Here is a 15,642-nt window from a genome sequence, read left to right as displayed (position 1 = left end):
GTTCTTCTTTTACTGGACATAGTAGATTCTCCTTCTTGTTATCTATTATTCTACTTGCCCTTAATTTTACTGTCCAACTAAGTGTAGACTATTCAGAATTAGATGGAATAAGACTTAAACGCCTACAGTGTCCAATTCTGGTTATTAAATTGAAGGTTAACGGATATGTAAAATAGATAGTATTAAAACCCAATTATTATTATATTCATCTTATTTCCTGCAGTCTTTGGCTACACCCCACTAAAAGTAGTAAAGAAAAAATAATAACAGTAATTTCCTTCAAATTATCAATCACTCCTTTATCTTTATAACCTAAAAATAATATACGTTTGAGCAGGATCTTCTTAACTGTTGTCATTTTTCTTTCATTGAAGAAACTTATTTTCATGATAGATCAATAAAAATATCTTTAACGTTATTCAAAACATTACATCGAAATATCTTCGAATTGAAAAAGGTATGCAAACAATGTTCACATACCTTTCTACACATTATATTTAGCCTTCTTACGGGGAATAACCGAGCCTACTTAATGCTAATGCCATTTGATAATACCCCTCACTATTAGGATGAACCCCCCTTTTTGATAATAAAGCTTTTTCATTCCCCTTAAATACGCTATAGAGGTCCGCTACTTTAACATTCATTTCCAGGCCAAAACGGTTAATCGATGAATTAAACGCTTTAATAGCCTCATCTGCTATCGGTATATTGGGAAATGGATTATATAAATTCGTTAACCGTAAAATGTATTGATCTTGTTTGTCTAGGTGGCGGATTCTTTCTATTATTTTTGAGTAATTATTCAGTGATTGATTAATAGCATGCGATACACTTTCTTCGTTTTTATTTATTAAAAATTTTTTAGCTGCATTTATCAAGTCATCTCCCCCAGCCGTTATCGTGATAATATCTGCGTATTTTACAGATTCTTCAAGACTTGGAAAATGGAGCATCATTAAAACATCTTCTGTTGTTGCACCTGACCTTGCGCATTTTTTGTAAAAAACAGACTTTTTCAAAATTTGCTGACTCAGGCCTCTATAATATTCAACAAATCCTGGGTCCAAAAAAAGAACACCGATACCAACAGTAAGGGAATCACCGATGGCCAGATAACGTAAAGAATTGAAGTCCATATTTCACCTCAAATGATTAGTTGTACTCTTATAGTATTCAAATCAGTTACGATTCGAAACTATTGGTTTGTCATTCAGCCATGATGGACAACTCCCCTTTGGTGAAAGGATAGTTGAAGAAAAAAAAGAGCTCCATCAGCTTTAACGTATATTCACTTAAATACAGGACGCATAAAACTTCTCCCATGACTTAAAACATTTAGTATCTTCTGCAAATTTAAATGCTACTTGACGTTCTTCATCCAATGCCATTTTCGCCCGGTACTCTTCGTATGCTGTTAAACTCGGGAAAGTGAAGAAGGCATAAGCATTATTATTAGCACCCTCATGCAGAAGAAAATAGCCATGATGTGTGCCACCTAATTTATTTACAAGTGAAATCCACATCTTACCGTATTCTTCAAATTCATTTACTTTATAAGGGTCAATAACATACTTCAAATAACACGTAACCATTTTCTTCCTCCTTAAATCTTTTTTTCATCATAATATATACTTCAACTAAACTCCCTCTATAAACATTGAAGTATCAACGATTTTCATTACTTCGTCCGTTATGGATAAGATAGATTATTAGTTTATATGGGCTAATTCCATTAAATATAGAATTTTGGGTAATTTATGTAATTTTAACTCTCCCCCTCCCCAATTCTCCGCACTTGTCTATTAATCTTTATAACTCTCATCATAAGATATCTTAATTGCAATTCATTTTAACAAATATAAGCGGAGAGGTTGTAAAACTTAAATGAATCTAATAAATGAGATTAACCATAAAATACAACAAATCATTAAAAATCTGAAGGAAGACCAATATAATGATGGTTCGTGGAGATATTGTTTTGAAAGTGGGCCAATGACCGATGCAAATATGATTATCATGTTAAGAGTATTAGATTATGATGATGAGAATCTTATAAAGAAACTTGTTGCACGTCTACTTCAACAACAACAACATAACGGTGCTTGGAAGCTTTATGATGATGAAAAAGGAAATTTATCTGCAACAATTGAAGCATATACAGCTCTTTTATTTTCTGGACATTTGAATAAAGATGATCCGTCGATGAAATTAAGTGAACAATATATTGTGAAGAATGGAGGACTTGAAAAAAGTCATATTTCTACGAAGTGTTTATTAGCTATTACCAACTTATACCCTTGGCCAAGACTATTTCCTATCCCACTTAGTATCATGAATATACCAAAGTTTCTAACACTTAATTTTTATAATTTTAGCTCATACGTACAAGCACACTTTCTTCCTATCTTAATATTAGGACACGATAAATTTGTAGTTACTAATAAATGGACGCCTGATTTACAGCATTTATTTTTATCTAAAAAGAAATATAAAGCACTTAAAAAAGAAAAAAGACGGTTTAATTTATTTAAAAAGATATTGCCTACTTATAAAGAATCTACGAGGCTAAAAGCTGAACAACATATATATAATTGCATTGAAAAGGATGGGACATTATATAGTTACTCAAGTTCTACATTTTTTATGATTTATGCACTACTTTCTCTAGGTTATAAAAAATCTTCACCTATTATTAAAAATGCTATTAGAGGTATTAGATCCTTTTTATACGAAAAAGGAGATGTTTTTCATATTCAAAACTCTCCTTCGACTGTTTGGGACACTGCCCTAATTTCTTATTCCTTACAAGAATCGGGTCTTACCATTAAGGATCCAGCTATCCAATTAGCTTCGAACTTCTTAATGGAATTACAACACAAACACTCTAATAAAGGATGGGGTTTTTCAGAAAGCAACTCCATTAACCCTGATGTTGATGATACACAAGCGGCATTAAGGGCACTATCTAATTTTACATGTAGTCATTCTGAATTTCGTATGGCCTGGAATTCGGGAGTTAATTGGTTATTAACCATGCAAAACAATGACGGAGGCTGGGGAGCATTTAAAAAAAATAGTCCTTCATACATTAAATGGTTTTTCCCCATACAGAATTTTGAAGACACTGCTATAGATCCTTCTGCTGCTGACATCACCGGCAGGACATTGGAATTTCTAGGGAATCATTTAAATTTGACTATGCAGCATCCTCGTATAATGAACAGTGTAAAATGGCTAATAAAGAATCAAACTAAAGATGGTTCATGGTACGGACGATGGGGAATATCTTACATTTATGGTACATGGGCAGCTGTCACTGGTTTAAAGGCAGTTGGAGTTTCATCTGATCATCAAACTATCCAGAAAGCAAAAGATTGGTTGTTAAATATAAGACAATCTGACGGAGGCTGGGGTGAATCATGCCAGAGTGATTTTCATAGAGAATATATTCCTTTACCCTATTCTACACTAGTGCAAACTTGTTGGGCGGTTGATACATTAATTTCTATCTCCGAGTTTCCTACAAAAGAAATCATAGAAGGAGTTAAAAGAATTTTAGAATGGCAAAATACAGAAACTAGTAGGATCACTTATCCTACTGGTGCAGGTTTACCAGGACACTTTTATATACACTATCACAGCTATCAATACGTATGGCCTTTGGTTACATTGAGCCATTACTTAAAAAAATACAATTAGTTCATTATTGGAGTTTTTTTAAAAAAAATAGTTAATCTATCTACCCCCTTCCTTTATCATCTCATATACTATATTGTTCCAATCTTTATTTCTGGAATTTACTTTTATTTGAAAGGAGGTTTTTGTCAATGGCCAATATTGACCCTAATTTAATGGGTGTTTTCCGACAAAGAATAAAAAACCCCCATTGCTTCCGTCGTGTATGTGGACATCTTAGATCATGCAACTATCATCAGTTAAGATGTCCCGCAGGTGCATACGGTCTTGTTGATCGTCTATCTGAATGCTGTGGAGTACCTATAACAAAGGCTCAGAGAGATAATGCAGCACACTGGCTTATGAATTGTGGAGTTGATCCTCTAAACAGAGCACATCGAAGAAGAATGTGGGGTATTGTTAGGGGCGGTTTGTGGTAAACCGAAACACATTTAAAACTATTAATCAAAATATTCTTGCAAAAGAATATTTTGATTAATAATCTTTTTTTCCAGAAGATAATCCTTTTTTATTTACCTCAAAATTTAATTTCACTTCATTTCTCCATAATATGCACACTCTCAATAATTTAACTTGCATATTCTTTAATTGACTGAGGACACTTGCAAATTGTTGCGAATTCTCTGTACGAATAACGCAATGAAATGGATTACCCTGTCAATTAAAGAACCCTAAAGAAAATTATCCTATAAAAAAAATTAAGAGTGCAAAACTTTATAAAACTATATATCTTAATAAAAAAGTCAGGTTCTGGATATGTCGGAGGAGTTACAAGATTTTTCATACCGCAGAAAGACCTTAAAAAACATAGTATACAGAACTACGATAAATATTTTCATTCTGATCATACCTTGTGAGGACTATTAGTAGTTTATTTCCGTAAATACGTCTCCTGAGTTAAAAGCCCGTTTTTATCGATAACTACTACAATTAAATGAACCAAAGTTAAGCCAGCACTTACTAATCGCTGGCTTTTCTTATTGAACTATCCTGCCCAGTTAGCACAATAAGAAAAAAGAGCTACATATGCAACTCAATGATCTTTAATTAACGCCCCCGTTAGTTCAATAAGCAAAGTACTCCTTATTAAATAATCTCTCCTACTTACGGTTATCCTCGACTTTATTTCAAATCTTTAAACTTGTCTTAAGAATATGACTCTCTAATATGTAAAGTACCTGAAAAACAAAAAAACACGACCTCTCAATTAGTGGTCGTGTTTTTCATTTCATTAATCTTACTAGTAATAAAGGTAACGTCTTTGTATAGTTTATCACTAACACTCAGGATTAATTGATCATGTTTAATATTACTCTTGTCTTTTTCTTTCAAGACTGTTTTCCATTTTTTTATTGATTTCTTTACATAAGGAAACATTTTAGGGTAAGTTTTTTCTAAACGTTCCATTCTAATCAAATTGTTGATTTACAAAATGTTCTATCTCAGTATTAAAGTTTGGTTTATCGCGGTTAAACAGTATTTCACCATATACATTTTGTTGTTGTTTTAATTTTTACTTTATAAGTAACTAATTCTGCTAACATACGACTTTATTGTAAATTAAACAACTTTTTTGTTACTGTACACTAATTAGTATTTAGATACGGTCTGATTTTATCAACAAAGGTGTGTAATTCATGTGTATATTCAGGATGTTTAGTCTTAGTGAACTCAGCTATAGCAGAAGTTAATAAACTTCTGCTCACAACAAAATTATATTCGTCTCAATTAGAATTACAATTAGCCCTCATCTATTTAAGGTGGGGGCTTTTTGACGCTTACGAATTAATTGGCGACGGTGTTGCTATTCCGAGTCGTTATGCAAAAGAAGATAATAATTGGTTGAATCTATCGCGCTCCTCTAAAAAAGCGCAATGGCCGCTGTATTGGAACGGAACTAGCTTCGAATTTTTGATCAGCTTATTTGTTTCCTCAGCTTGGGTAAACGGAACGACTTTATCATGAATTCCGTGAATAATTAATGTGGGTACATCGATCTGACCGAGATCGTTGTAAACATTTTCATCTCTAAGCGTGACCATAATGGCGGAAGTCGCCCAATTCGCCGCTTGTAATCCCATTAAAACGAACCAATCGGATTTCGGTTCGGAAATATACTGAAAGAAAAAAATTCCCGTTTGGTCTTGCAGCATTTGCGGTCGGTCATGATTTGTATCTTCGATGATTTTATTTGTAAATTCTTTTGGAACGCTAGATGGAGAGGCAGCGTCGATCAGGACGAGTTTAGATACCCCATACCCTTTATAACGAGCCATATAACGAATCGAGATCGCGCCTCCTGTAGAGTGTCCTGCCAGTGTTATGTTTTTTAACTGTAACGCCTCAATGACCATGCGGACATCATCTGCTAATCTATCGAAACTGTACCCGCTAAAAGGTTTATCCGAATTGCCATATCCCCTCCAATCCATTCCGATACAACGATATCCAAGCGTTGGAAGGTAGTTGAACTGATATTCGAACTGGTTATGGTTTAGCGGCCATCCATGAATAAAAAGTATCGTTTTATTTCCCTTCGGATTGATGTCCTCTATAAATACGTTGACCCCTGATTCGACAGTTACAAAGTATCCCAAGTGTATCACCCCAATTATTAAAAAGTAATTTCCCATTAAGATATTCACCCAAGACAGAGTGTATGCCTAATTTCGGCGAACTTTGTTGAAATAGTGCGAAGAAGCTTCTGATGATACATGCTTAAGAAACGCCTAACAAAGGTAAGGGGATTTTTCGATTTTTAAGAGCTGCCTATGCAACTCAATGATCTTTAATTAACGCACCCGTTCGTATTTTAAGGTCAGCCAGAGAATCTGGTTGACTACTTTTTATTCAAAAGTCGTTAATAATTTTATATGTGGAAGCAGCCAAACAAGAATAGAAACTTGAAGATGACGATACACCGTCGTCATCTTCGGAAATTGGTGGATTAAATATTTCGTTCCTCACACTCGAAAGGTTCTTCACACGAGTAAATTTCATGGAAAAAACCTTTATACGGAATATCGTCCTCCAAGCATTTTATGAGATACGACAACTCCTCATCACACTCCGGTTCTTCACCATTGTTCCGCATTACCTCAAATGCATCTACAATACCTTCCATGACGGTTACTTGGATAAATAAGGGCAACTTATCCAATATTGAATTTTCTATTCTGGTCTCGGATTTATATCCCTCGAGAACTGTTTCAAAATAATTATCCATGAACTTTTTCCGTTTACCGGCGTCTGGTTCAAATTGTATCCAGCCAACTCCGTGTGTCCAAAGACCTGCCAAATCAAACATATACCAACAGTAACATGAATTATCGAAATCATATACGGTAATTTGCCCAGTATCAAAATCTATCGAATAATTCCCATCATTGTAATCAAAATGGACCATACCGAAAGACTCACGGTTCCTGTCCAATCCTTCTAAAGTGTTAAGAAGCTCTACCATCTTCTCTTAAGCAGTGGTAACGTACCCGGTATCAGATTATCGATATACTCGATATTGTATTTATCAAAGAAACTATACCGGCGATGAACAGGAGCATAGCCTTTCGACAATTGGTGCAGCTTCCCGAGAACTTTACCGCAGTTATAATAGTATTCCGTAATAGGAACTCCTTCGCGATACTGATAATGATTTTCTACAAGCATTTTTCCCCTAGCCTTTTCGAACAGGCAGACAAAAAAGGTGTGATTATTATGAGTGATCTCTTCCAGTAGATTCCCCTTCCGAGAGCTGATCACATTCGAGACACTACCGCCATGCTCTAATAAATATTGGATATATTCAACTTCGCCCAACAAATCCTCTCGGCTCCTGTCATTTAAATAGGCGATTCTGAGTATTTTTGCACTAGCGCCCTCTTTCTCACAGTTATAAACGACATTTCGCCCTCCGGCATGAGCATTAATTAGACTTGTTTCATAGCCTTCCAACTCGTACAACTCTGATACTAGTGGACTTAAATAAGCTTCGTATATTTCAGCAACTTCATTATGATTCATTATATCTCCTCCAACTGACTTCATTTTCACCCAAGGCGGGTGTTTGTCTATATTGCTATATTTCAAGGCTCATGTTTAAGAAACTTAACTTATAAACTTACCTTCAGTAATTTCATTTAACCTTTTAACCAATAATTGCTCGGGTACTTTTTTAGTTTACATTACAGATACGGCCATATTAATCGCCTGAATTACTTGACTTTCAGTAGCAGCTGCTGCTTTTTACCATTAAAACTTCTTTGTCCTAATTAATACAAATTGCTGCGGAACCAAACCATTCCTTCATCTTATCCCTCCAACTTCTTGTTCAACAAACCTTCTTGTTAGTTCAATATAAAAGTGCCTGTCCCAGCCGAAAGTAAATCACTTTTGTTCAAAAGTTTACACGCTTTAAATTATTCAACAATTTTCTAAAAAAACCTTATTATTCCACTAAATTACCCCGTTAGTTGAAGAAGAAAAGGAAGTCAAGAGTAACAATTTCTAAAAATAGATCTTATACCTTTTATTTCTTAGTAGTTTAAGAAATAGGCTTTAATGTACATTTAATAAGTGATTTAAGATCCTTTTGATTTACCGCAACAATAGATTGATGAACGAACAAATTAGTTGTTGTAGTAAATAGGGTCATTTGTGGAAAAAAAGAGGATAGTTAGAGCTAATTTATTCAAGCTCTAACTATCCTTTTAATTTCTATGCATATAATGTGTGACATTAAATTAGAATTCACTATTTATAATAGTTTCACCTTATATCTTGACTTTTAATAAAAATTAAATGCTAAGGTATTTTTCATTTACTCATTATTTACGATAAGAATTGATTAAATTTTGCTGCCATGATTGGAATTTATCTTTGTAGCGTATAGACCTATCTTTAAGGCTTTGCCAACTACCAGCTGTTTTTTGTTTCATATGAGCAATTGTTAATTTGAAGTTTAGTTTGAATTGAGGTTTTTTAAACAATTTTATCTTGCCAGTTTCTAGTTCCTCATCAAGTATTTCAATTGCACGATCTATATTCGCTTCTTTCATTCCTATCCGTGAATCCAATAGAAGCAAAGGGATCATACAAAGTACCACGATTATTAGAAAAAACAGAAACGCCATTTCTTAATCCCCCTTCATAAATTTCTTAGTTAACATGTTTTCCCCTTTTCTGTATGTCTAAATACATCATTGGAAAGTTCAACATAATTTATTCGTCGAAATTTAGATTATTAGGGCGATTATGAGTATGATTAGTGGATGATGATAATTAGTGTACAAATCATAAGTAAGTAAGTAGATAGAGGTTTGTATGAATAAGTACATCTTATATTTGTGTTGAACCATAAAATCATGCTGTTCTCGAATGAATTTCCAATCAAAAAAGAATTTACTCAATATAACTAAAGTGAAGATGGATAATAATACCAGTGCGTTAATTGGTTGATAATACATAGCAAGTAAAACAATTGTGAGTAAACAAGTGATCGCAATTAACAATTGGATAATACGATCTCGATTTTTTCTTTGAAGTTTTGGTATATCAATAATATGAAACTTTTTTGTTGCTATATATTGTATTAACAAGATTAAATTAGGGATAATTTGCACAATTGTAATTATATATACTCTTGAAATTTGTTTCTGACATCATTGCTTTAATTAAATCATCATCAAAGTTGCCAGTTTCTTTTTTAACCTCAAAATACCGATTGGTTTCCATGTCTCTTAAAATGGGTGGCTCACCTGGATTTTCATAGATTTTAATATTCCATTCCCGTCCGTCTTTTGCTTTCAGAATGAAGTCATTAAAGGGTGTTAGTACACTCTTATTTATATGCTGCACTTCTTTTAGGTGACTAAAATAATTGCTGAATATTGAAAGTTGTTGTTGATTTTCAATTGTATTTATATCCAAGTAGAGCTTTGAAGACCTTACTAAAAAGCTGTCCAACCTTATATCTTTTGACCAATCAATATAATATATGCGGCCTAGCTTTACAGTAGAAGTAAAATTAGTTAGTGATTCAGTAGCTGTTGTTAATGATACCTTTTGCAAGGGTCCATTAAGCGTTGTAAGAAATAAGATGATACAGACAACAAAAGCGGATGCGAGCACTACAGGGAATTGCCAATTGATTTTACTTTTAGGCATATGGTCAAACCTATTCGAAAGTTTTTCAAGTGTATGTATTTCTTCAGTTGTGAACGTTTTATTGTGTTTAATTTCTGTAACTTGTCATCTAAAGGATTCATCATCATAATCCCCTTCTTGTAAAACATAAAAATCTGATATTCTTGTAGCCCTCTTCAAAGATTGGACTCTGCATTGAAATGAGTTCGATCCTGATGCTAAATACATTTCAATTCTCGTGGAAGATGGCAGTAAAGAAAAGAAATTTAGATTAATGCATCCCAATTATAAAACTTGAGAAAGTCGGACCATATCTATACATTGAATTCCATTTTCAAAAATAAGCTCTGCATAATAACGTATAAAGAAATTTCTATCTACATGTGTGATACGGAATCCACACTTTTGGGTACCTAACGAATTGGTTTTGACTTTATAGTTGGTTGTATTAGAAAAAGAGTTGACTAATGTCAGCTCTTTTCAAATATACACCATACTTATCAATTACCTTTATAAAAGATGCATTTTTACTTGATTTTATTAAGGATTTTCACAAAACCTTAAAAACCTACTAAAATGGAGGGATGTTCATATTTAATGCTAACTAATCTTTTAAAAAAAAGATTTTTTTCTTTTAAATGAGAAAACTATTATAACCCCACTAATAATCAAAAGTGAATAAAAACTAATACCTCTAGATAACATCATTCCGGGAATAACCATATTGGGACCAAACAAATCTGAAAATAGTTGGATGAATCCATTTTCTGCTGCTCCAGTTCCTCCAGGTAGTGGTAAGGAAGCCACACTTATATCTAAAACCGCCTGCATTGATACTATATCAAGATATTTAGTTCCGTTTAACCCTAAAGATCGGTATACAAAATAGGGAACCGACCATGATGCAGCAAATTGAAAAATGGTCAAAATAAACAATTTTAAAAAGATAATTGGATTTGTCCTAATATGTGTTGCTCCTTGTTTATATTGCTCCATTAAGCGCTCAATTTTATCAATCATTTTTTCTACATTTTTAATAATTCGAACTTTCCCTAGAAAGCGGATAAAATTATTAATGATACTCGAAGCAACGTTCTTAGCAAAGATCATATAAAGCAAAAAGATGACCATCGCAATATTGAAAATAACTCCATATACAAAAAACATCTTATATCCCTCAACTTGACCTACAACTAGCGAATATCGAGATAAAATCAAAATAGAACCTAAAACAAGCATAACTATCTGATAAAAAGCTAATGCAATTAATAGCACCAATGTTGAAAGTGTAATTTCATGTCCATCTTTCTTCATATAATATACTTGCGCTGGTTGTCCTCCTGAAGCACCTGGAGTGATTGCGCTGAAAAAGAACCCAATAAATGCATATTTATAACTATCAATTAAAGTAATACGTCTGCCTAAAGAATCCATGACAACTTTAATGCAATATCCTTCAAAAAAAATGAAAACTAACATGGAAATGATACCAAGTCCTAAATAAAGAGGATTTGCTTTCGTAATGACGCTATACATATCTGAAAATGATTGTTCACGCAAAATAAAATAGAGTGTTCCTACTACTAGAAGGAATAATAATGAACTTCCGATAAAATAATTCTTTTTTTTCATTTTCATCCCTACCTTTTATCATAAAGAGAATTAAAATGGTACCCATTCTTAATTAATTCTGGAATAACCTTTTTTAAGGCTTCAATTGTTCGTCCAGGTGCCCCCTTTGCCCCTCTACCGTCATGAAGACATATGATAGCTTTGTTTCTTACTCTTTGTAACAACCTCTGTTCAATTTGTTCTGGAGAGATGTTTTTTCTCCAATCCTGCGCCATTACATTCCAAAATATTGGTTGTAGTCCATATTTTTTGGCCTCATTTATGGTAAATATATTACAGTTCCCCCATGGCGGCCGATAAAAAGCGACTGTCCAATTGTATTTTTTGACAATCGCTACACTTTTTTCGAAATCTTGCTTAGTGTACTTTCTCCCCTTTAGCCATGCATGCTTATGTTCATATGAATGCAGACCTAGTGTATGCCCATCTTCTATAATCTTTTCTATAATATCAGGATGTTTATCAGCTTCTTTCGCTACAAAGAAAAATGTTGCTTTTACTTTATTTTTCTTCAATAAATCAAGTAATTGCATGGTATATTCACTATCAGGTCCATCATCAAATGTCAAAGCAATTTCTTTCTTTTTGCTGGTACCTTCTAACTTACTAACTGCTGATAAACTTATATATCGGTAATATACCGTTGGAAGAACTCCATAAAAGACGATGCCTACTGCACATAAACCAATCATTACTTCTAACACCATCATAAAGCCGTTCCTTCCTTCCGATGTATTAAATCTTGCTGTACATACTTTCTTGATCCTATTAATTGTGTTTGTCCATTATCGAAAAGCTTTTCCTCCAATGTACTAAGCAAATTTTTGATAGTAGTTGTTTCAATTTCATTTTGAATATTCCTCATATTTCCCCGGCAATTTTCTAGGAAAGACTCATCTGACAATAAATTAAAAATTTCTTCCAGACTATCTTCTAATTTTTTTTCAACTACTTTTCCAATTTTGTTTCTTTCTATAAAATCGGCATTATGGATTTCCTGAGCTAAAAATGGTTGAAACACTAATATAGGTAACTCTGAAGCAATTGATTCGAATAATGTAATCCCTCCTGGTTTAGTAATAATCAAATCTGCTTCTTTCATATACTGATCCACTTGTTCCGTATAACTAATAACATCAATATGATCAAACTTTCCATAGAGATTCCTATGTATCTTTTTATTCGTACCAGTAATAATTGTAACCTTTACATTTTCGAGCATGTTTAAACGCTTATAGAATGCTTCGTCATCTGGTAACATCCCTAAGCCCCCACCCATTAATAATATATTTCTAGATTTATTAACGAGATATTCGTTGCAACTATTTCTTTTCTGTATATCTCGTTTAACCTTGAACTGTTTTTTTACTGGAATGCCACTAATAAAGACTTGCTCAGGAAGAACTCCTCTATTAATTATTTCTGCTTTTGTCGTAGATGAGGCAGCAAAATAAAAATCAGTATTTTTATGGTACCAGTCTTTGTGACCAGATATATCTGTTATGCAAGTGAGTAATAGTATATTATCATCACTAATCTTTTTGTATTCTGAAACTAACAGTGAGCATATAGGAAAAGTTGAGATAATAAGATCCGGTTTCTCATTATTAATTAACTGGCCAGTTTTTTTTATAAAATAATGTTGAAAAGGAATTTTTATATTGGATTTTCTATTATTCGTATAATGGTAATAGGCATTATAAATATTCGCACCTTTATTAATAAAATAATTATACGAACCATATATTTTTTTACTATTCCTTGGTAGACAATAATCAAAAATATCTATAAGCTGTACCTCAGCATTGATATCGTATTCTTTTATTTCCTGCTCTAACGCCTTTGAAACAGAATAGTGCCCCATACCGAAACGGGCATTCAATATTAAAATCTTCATTGCTGTTTACTCCCTTGCGTGTATTAGTATTTTCATTATATATACCCAATCTTAAGTAAATCTTAAGTAAACCTTAATTAATCTAAACATCTTAAATTGAACCTGTGGAATTCAGTTTGAGATTAAACTGTGCTTAGAATGCAATATAATAGGAAGGAAAGGTACAATAGAATGCCACAATTAAACTCATGCCAATAACTTAATAATGAAAACTTTGGAGGAGAAAATAAATGTAGCTTGAAATAAATTCTTAATGTGGTTTTCCTACACTATATGAACGAGGAGAAGATGATATATGTAAACTTTGTAAGTGGCAAGATGATGGGCAAGGCACCCCAAATTAAGATGAAGTACCACCTTTTTCAGGTTTTTTCTAATTAATACACTGCTTCATATGAACTAAAGGTTGGTCAACGCATGATTAATGAGGAAAATTTGGCCTCGAATATAATTGTTGCTTTATAATAAAGTTTGTCCAAAAATACCTCATAAACCAGTATTTTAAGATAAATAAAAGAATCCATTTTGAAAAAAGTTTGATCAAAATGGATTCTTCTTTAACAGATTTATGTTTAGTTTTCATAAAAAAAGTTTGATCATTTTAGCTACGTTCTTCAACTAAAGCACCATATAGTTTAATAAGCTGATTTACTGATTAAATCTTCAATTTTCCATATTTAACTACATAGATATAGTTTTTGTTGCAACTGTTTGTTGAAATGCCTGATCATGCTCAACAATAAGCATTGTGGGATTAAATCTTTGAATAAGCTCTTCAATCTGCATGCGCGAATAAATATCAATAAAATTTAACGGTTCATCCCAAATATACAAATGTGCTTTTTCACATAAACTTTTGGCTATAAGCAGCTTTTTCTTTTGTCCACCAGAATAATGAGATATATCTTTCTCAAATTGAATTCGGTCAAAATCCAACTTACGTAGGATGGATTTAAATAACGTTTCATCAATCTTATGCTCTTCAATAAAGTCCGATAACAGTCCCTTTAAATGAGAAGTATCTTGTTGAACATAAGAAATAACGAGGCCTGAACCTAAATTCATTGAGCCTGTATGCTGTATCGGATTTCCTAGAATTAGTTTTAGGATACTACTTTTTCCGCTTCCATTCTTTCCATCAAGTACAATTCGTTCACCTTGTTCAACTTTAAAGCTAATTGGCTTATTCACTATTTGGTCATCGTACTTAACAGTTACATCAGCCAAAACAATCAATTCATTTGAATGAAATTCCAATGGTTCTAATTTTAATGACTCAGTTTTTTCTACATTTTTTAGCAGTTTTGACTTTTCTTCAATAGCTTTTTGTTGCCTTGATTCAAGGTTCTTTGCTCTCTTCATCATATTTGCCGCTTTATGTCCTACAAAGCCCTTATCCAACTTTGAACCTGAATTCGTTGTTCCATTTTTAGAAGCTTCCACTTGATTAGACCAACCTGCTGAACGCTTTGAAGACTGTTTTAATCTCCCTATGTCTTTTTGTAGACGCTGATTTATTGCCTCTTCGTGTTCCTGCTGTCTATCAAAATTTAATTTCCAAGAAGAATAGTTACCACCTTGAACTTCAATATTTGCCCTATTTATAGATAAGATATGGTCAACGCATCCATCTAAAAAGATTCTGTCATGTGAAATTAAAATAAACCCTTTTTTCTTACTTAGATAATCAGAGACCACCTTTCGTGCATCAGTGTCTAGATGATTGGTTGGCTCATCAATTAATAGAAATTGACCCTCAGTCAAAAAAAGTGCAGCAAGCAACACCTTTGTTTGTTCTCCATTTGATAATGTTTTAAATGGTCGGTACATGACCTCGGCATCAACATTTAGATAGGATATTTCACGAAGAAATTCCCAATCTTCTGCTTGGGGGCAAATTTCTTCAAAGATTTCATGAGTATACTTGTTTTTATCCGAAACTGGATAAGGGAAATAATTAAATTCTACCGAAGAAATGATTTTCCCACTATACTCATAATTCCCTAATAATAAATTAAAGAATGTTGTTTTACCTCGTCCATTTCTACCGATAAATCCAAGTTTCCAATCCGTATCTATTTGAAAGTTTACACCTTCAAAAATATTGTCAAAGCTACCTGGATAAGAAAAAGTTAAGTCTTGAGCTTGTATCATTGACATGATAATTCCTCCTTTGTATATTAACTTTTTATTATTTATACAAAGTCGGCACATCCATCTATTCTAAATTTCTCCATATAAGTTTGATGGATATTAACGACTTATACGGAGTA

General features: G+C 33.0%; 12 protein-coding genes and 2 pseudogenes. 2 read left to right on the top strand and 12 right to left on the bottom strand.

All coding sequences use genetic code 11. The features are described 5' to 3' along the window. Window positions 1-506 precede the first annotated feature (506 nt). Together ACQKMD_RS13655 and ACQKMD_RS13650 are read right to left on the bottom strand one after the other, a co-directional pair. The gene (locus tag ACQKMD_RS13655; RefSeq protein ID WP_427752680.1) at window positions 507-1,139 is read right to left on the bottom strand and encodes a GDSL-type esterase/lipase family protein; all 633 of its coding nucleotides are present in this window, start codon (window positions 1,137-1,139) and stop codon (window positions 507-509) included. 156 nt (window positions 1,140-1,295) lie between these two features. Continuing rightward, window positions 1,296-1,595, bottom strand: a complete 300-nt coding sequence (locus ACQKMD_RS13650; protein ID WP_427752679.1) for an NIPSNAP family protein — start codon at window positions 1,593-1,595, stop codon at window positions 1,296-1,298. Window positions 1,596-1,887: 292 nt separating this feature from the next. Here ACQKMD_RS13650 and ACQKMD_RS13645 point away from each other — a divergent pair, with 292 nt between their 5' ends. Next, complete coding sequence (locus ACQKMD_RS13645) at window positions 1,888-3,702, top strand: terpene cyclase/mutase family protein (RefSeq protein ID WP_427752678.1); 1,815 nt, start codon at window positions 1,888-1,890, stop codon at window positions 3,700-3,702. Window positions 3,703-5,516: 1,814 nt separating this feature from the next. On the opposite strand, the gene ACQKMD_RS13640 is transcribed toward ACQKMD_RS13645, so the two are convergent. The 9 genes and pseudogenes from ACQKMD_RS13640 to ACQKMD_RS13600 form a co-directional block, all read right to left on the bottom strand. Then, a complete protein-coding gene (locus tag ACQKMD_RS13640) occupies window positions 5,517-6,296 on the bottom strand; it encodes an alpha/beta fold hydrolase (RefSeq protein ID WP_427752677.1) in 780 nt (259 codons plus the stop codon). Between the two features lie 350 nt (window positions 6,297-6,646). Next, window positions 6,647-7,105 (bottom strand): phosphotransferase, encoded by a 459-nt coding sequence (locus ACQKMD_RS13635; RefSeq protein WP_427752676.1) that lies wholly within the window; start codon window positions 7,103-7,105, stop codon window positions 6,647-6,649. Between the two features lie 50 nt (window positions 7,106-7,155). Beyond that, a complete protein-coding gene (locus ACQKMD_RS13630) occupies window positions 7,156-7,719 on the bottom strand; it encodes a hypothetical protein (RefSeq protein ID WP_427752675.1) in 564 nt (187 codons plus the stop codon). A gap of 803 nt (window positions 7,720-8,522) precedes the next feature. Further along, window positions 8,523-8,828 carry a hypothetical protein gene (locus tag ACQKMD_RS13625; RefSeq protein WP_427752674.1) on the bottom strand — a complete coding sequence of 102 codons (306 nt, stop codon included), beginning with the start codon at window positions 8,826-8,828 and terminating at the stop codon, window positions 8,523-8,525. A 472-nt stretch (window positions 8,829-9,300) separates the two neighbouring features. After that, window positions 9,301-9,861 carry a hypothetical protein gene (locus tag ACQKMD_RS13620; RefSeq protein ID WP_427752673.1) on the bottom strand — a complete coding sequence of 187 codons (561 nt, stop codon included), beginning with the start codon at window positions 9,859-9,861 and terminating at the stop codon, window positions 9,301-9,303. A gap of 264 nt (window positions 9,862-10,125) precedes the next feature. Continuing rightward, window positions 10,126-10,248 (bottom strand): annotated as a pseudogene (locus tag ACQKMD_RS13615) (GNAT family N-acetyltransferase); the annotation flags it as partial. Window positions 10,249-10,452: 204 nt separating this feature from the next. Beyond that, window positions 10,453-11,472, bottom strand: coding sequence for a lysylphosphatidylglycerol synthase transmembrane domain-containing protein (locus ACQKMD_RS13610; protein WP_427752672.1), 1,020 nt, complete (start codon window positions 11,470-11,472; stop codon window positions 10,453-10,455). Between the two features lie 8 nt (window positions 11,473-11,480). Beyond that, window positions 11,481-12,182: a polysaccharide deacetylase family protein gene (locus ACQKMD_RS13605; protein WP_427752671.1), complete on the bottom strand. Its 702-nt coding sequence runs from the start codon at window positions 12,180-12,182 to the stop codon at window positions 11,481-11,483. Further along, window positions 12,179-13,369 (bottom strand): MGDG synthase family glycosyltransferase, encoded by a 1,191-nt coding sequence (locus ACQKMD_RS13600; protein WP_427752670.1) that lies wholly within the window; start codon window positions 13,367-13,369, stop codon window positions 12,179-12,181. The genes ACQKMD_RS13605 and ACQKMD_RS13600 overlap by 4 nt, the downstream gene beginning before the upstream one ends. Before the next feature lie 266 nt (window positions 13,370-13,635). On the opposite strand from ACQKMD_RS13600, the pseudogene ACQKMD_RS13595 reads away from it, so the two are divergent. Then, window positions 13,636-13,713 (top strand): annotated as a pseudogene (locus ACQKMD_RS13595) (CPCC family cysteine-rich protein); the annotation flags it as partial. Between the two features lie 337 nt (window positions 13,714-14,050). Here ACQKMD_RS13595 and ACQKMD_RS13590 read toward each other — a convergent pair. After that, on the bottom strand, window positions 14,051-15,529 hold the full coding sequence (locus ACQKMD_RS13590) for an Lsa family ABC-F type ribosomal protection protein (RefSeq protein WP_427752669.1): 1,479 nt from the start codon (window positions 15,527-15,529) through the stop codon (window positions 14,051-14,053). Window positions 15,530-15,642 lie beyond the last annotated feature (113 nt).

The organism is Viridibacillus sp. NPDC096237 (assembly GCF_050278625.1).
Taxonomy (GTDB): domain Bacteria; phylum Bacillota; class Bacilli; order Bacillales_A; family Planococcaceae; genus Viridibacillus.
The sequence above is the reverse complement of the archived record's forward strand: the minus strand, read 5'-3'. Positions and strand labels throughout refer to the sequence as shown.

Bases quoted from the DNA above. Each gene is read 5' to 3' on its own strand.
- ACQKMD_RS13655 (WP_427752680.1), bottom strand. From the start codon at position 1,139: ATGGACTTCAATTCTTTACGTTATCTGGCCATCGGTGATTCCCTTACT.
- ACQKMD_RS13650 (WP_427752679.1), bottom strand. From the start codon at position 1,595: ATGGTTACGTGTTATTTGAAGTATGTTATTGACCCTTATAAAGTAAAT.
- ACQKMD_RS13645 (WP_427752678.1), top strand. From the start codon at position 1,888: ATGAATCTAATAAATGAGATTAACCATAAAATACAACAAATCATTAAA.
- ACQKMD_RS13635 (WP_427752676.1), bottom strand. From the start codon at position 7,105: ATGGTCCATTTTGATTACAATGATGGGAATTATTCGATAGATTTTGAT.
- ACQKMD_RS13630 (WP_427752675.1), bottom strand. From the start codon at position 7,719: ATGAATCATAATGAAGTTGCTGAAATATACGAAGCTTATTTAAGTCCA.
- ACQKMD_RS13625 (WP_427752674.1), bottom strand. From the start codon at position 8,828: ATGGCGTTTCTGTTTTTTCTAATAATCGTGGTACTTTGTATGATCCCT.
- ACQKMD_RS13620 (WP_427752673.1), bottom strand. From the start codon at position 9,861: ATGCCTAAAAGTAAAATCAATTGGCAATTCCCTGTAGTGCTCGCATCC.
- ACQKMD_RS13610 (WP_427752672.1), bottom strand. From the start codon at position 11,472: ATGAAAAAAAAGAATTATTTTATCGGAAGTTCATTATTATTCCTTCTA.
- ACQKMD_RS13605 (WP_427752671.1), bottom strand. From the start codon at position 12,182: ATGATGGTGTTAGAAGTAATGATTGGTTTATGTGCAGTAGGCATCGTC.
- ACQKMD_RS13600 (WP_427752670.1), bottom strand. From the start codon at position 13,369: ATGAAGATTTTAATATTGAATGCCCGTTTCGGTATGGGGCACTATTCT.
- ACQKMD_RS13590 (WP_427752669.1), bottom strand. From the start codon at position 15,529: ATGTCAATGATACAAGCTCAAGACTTAACTTTTTCTTATCCAGGTAGC.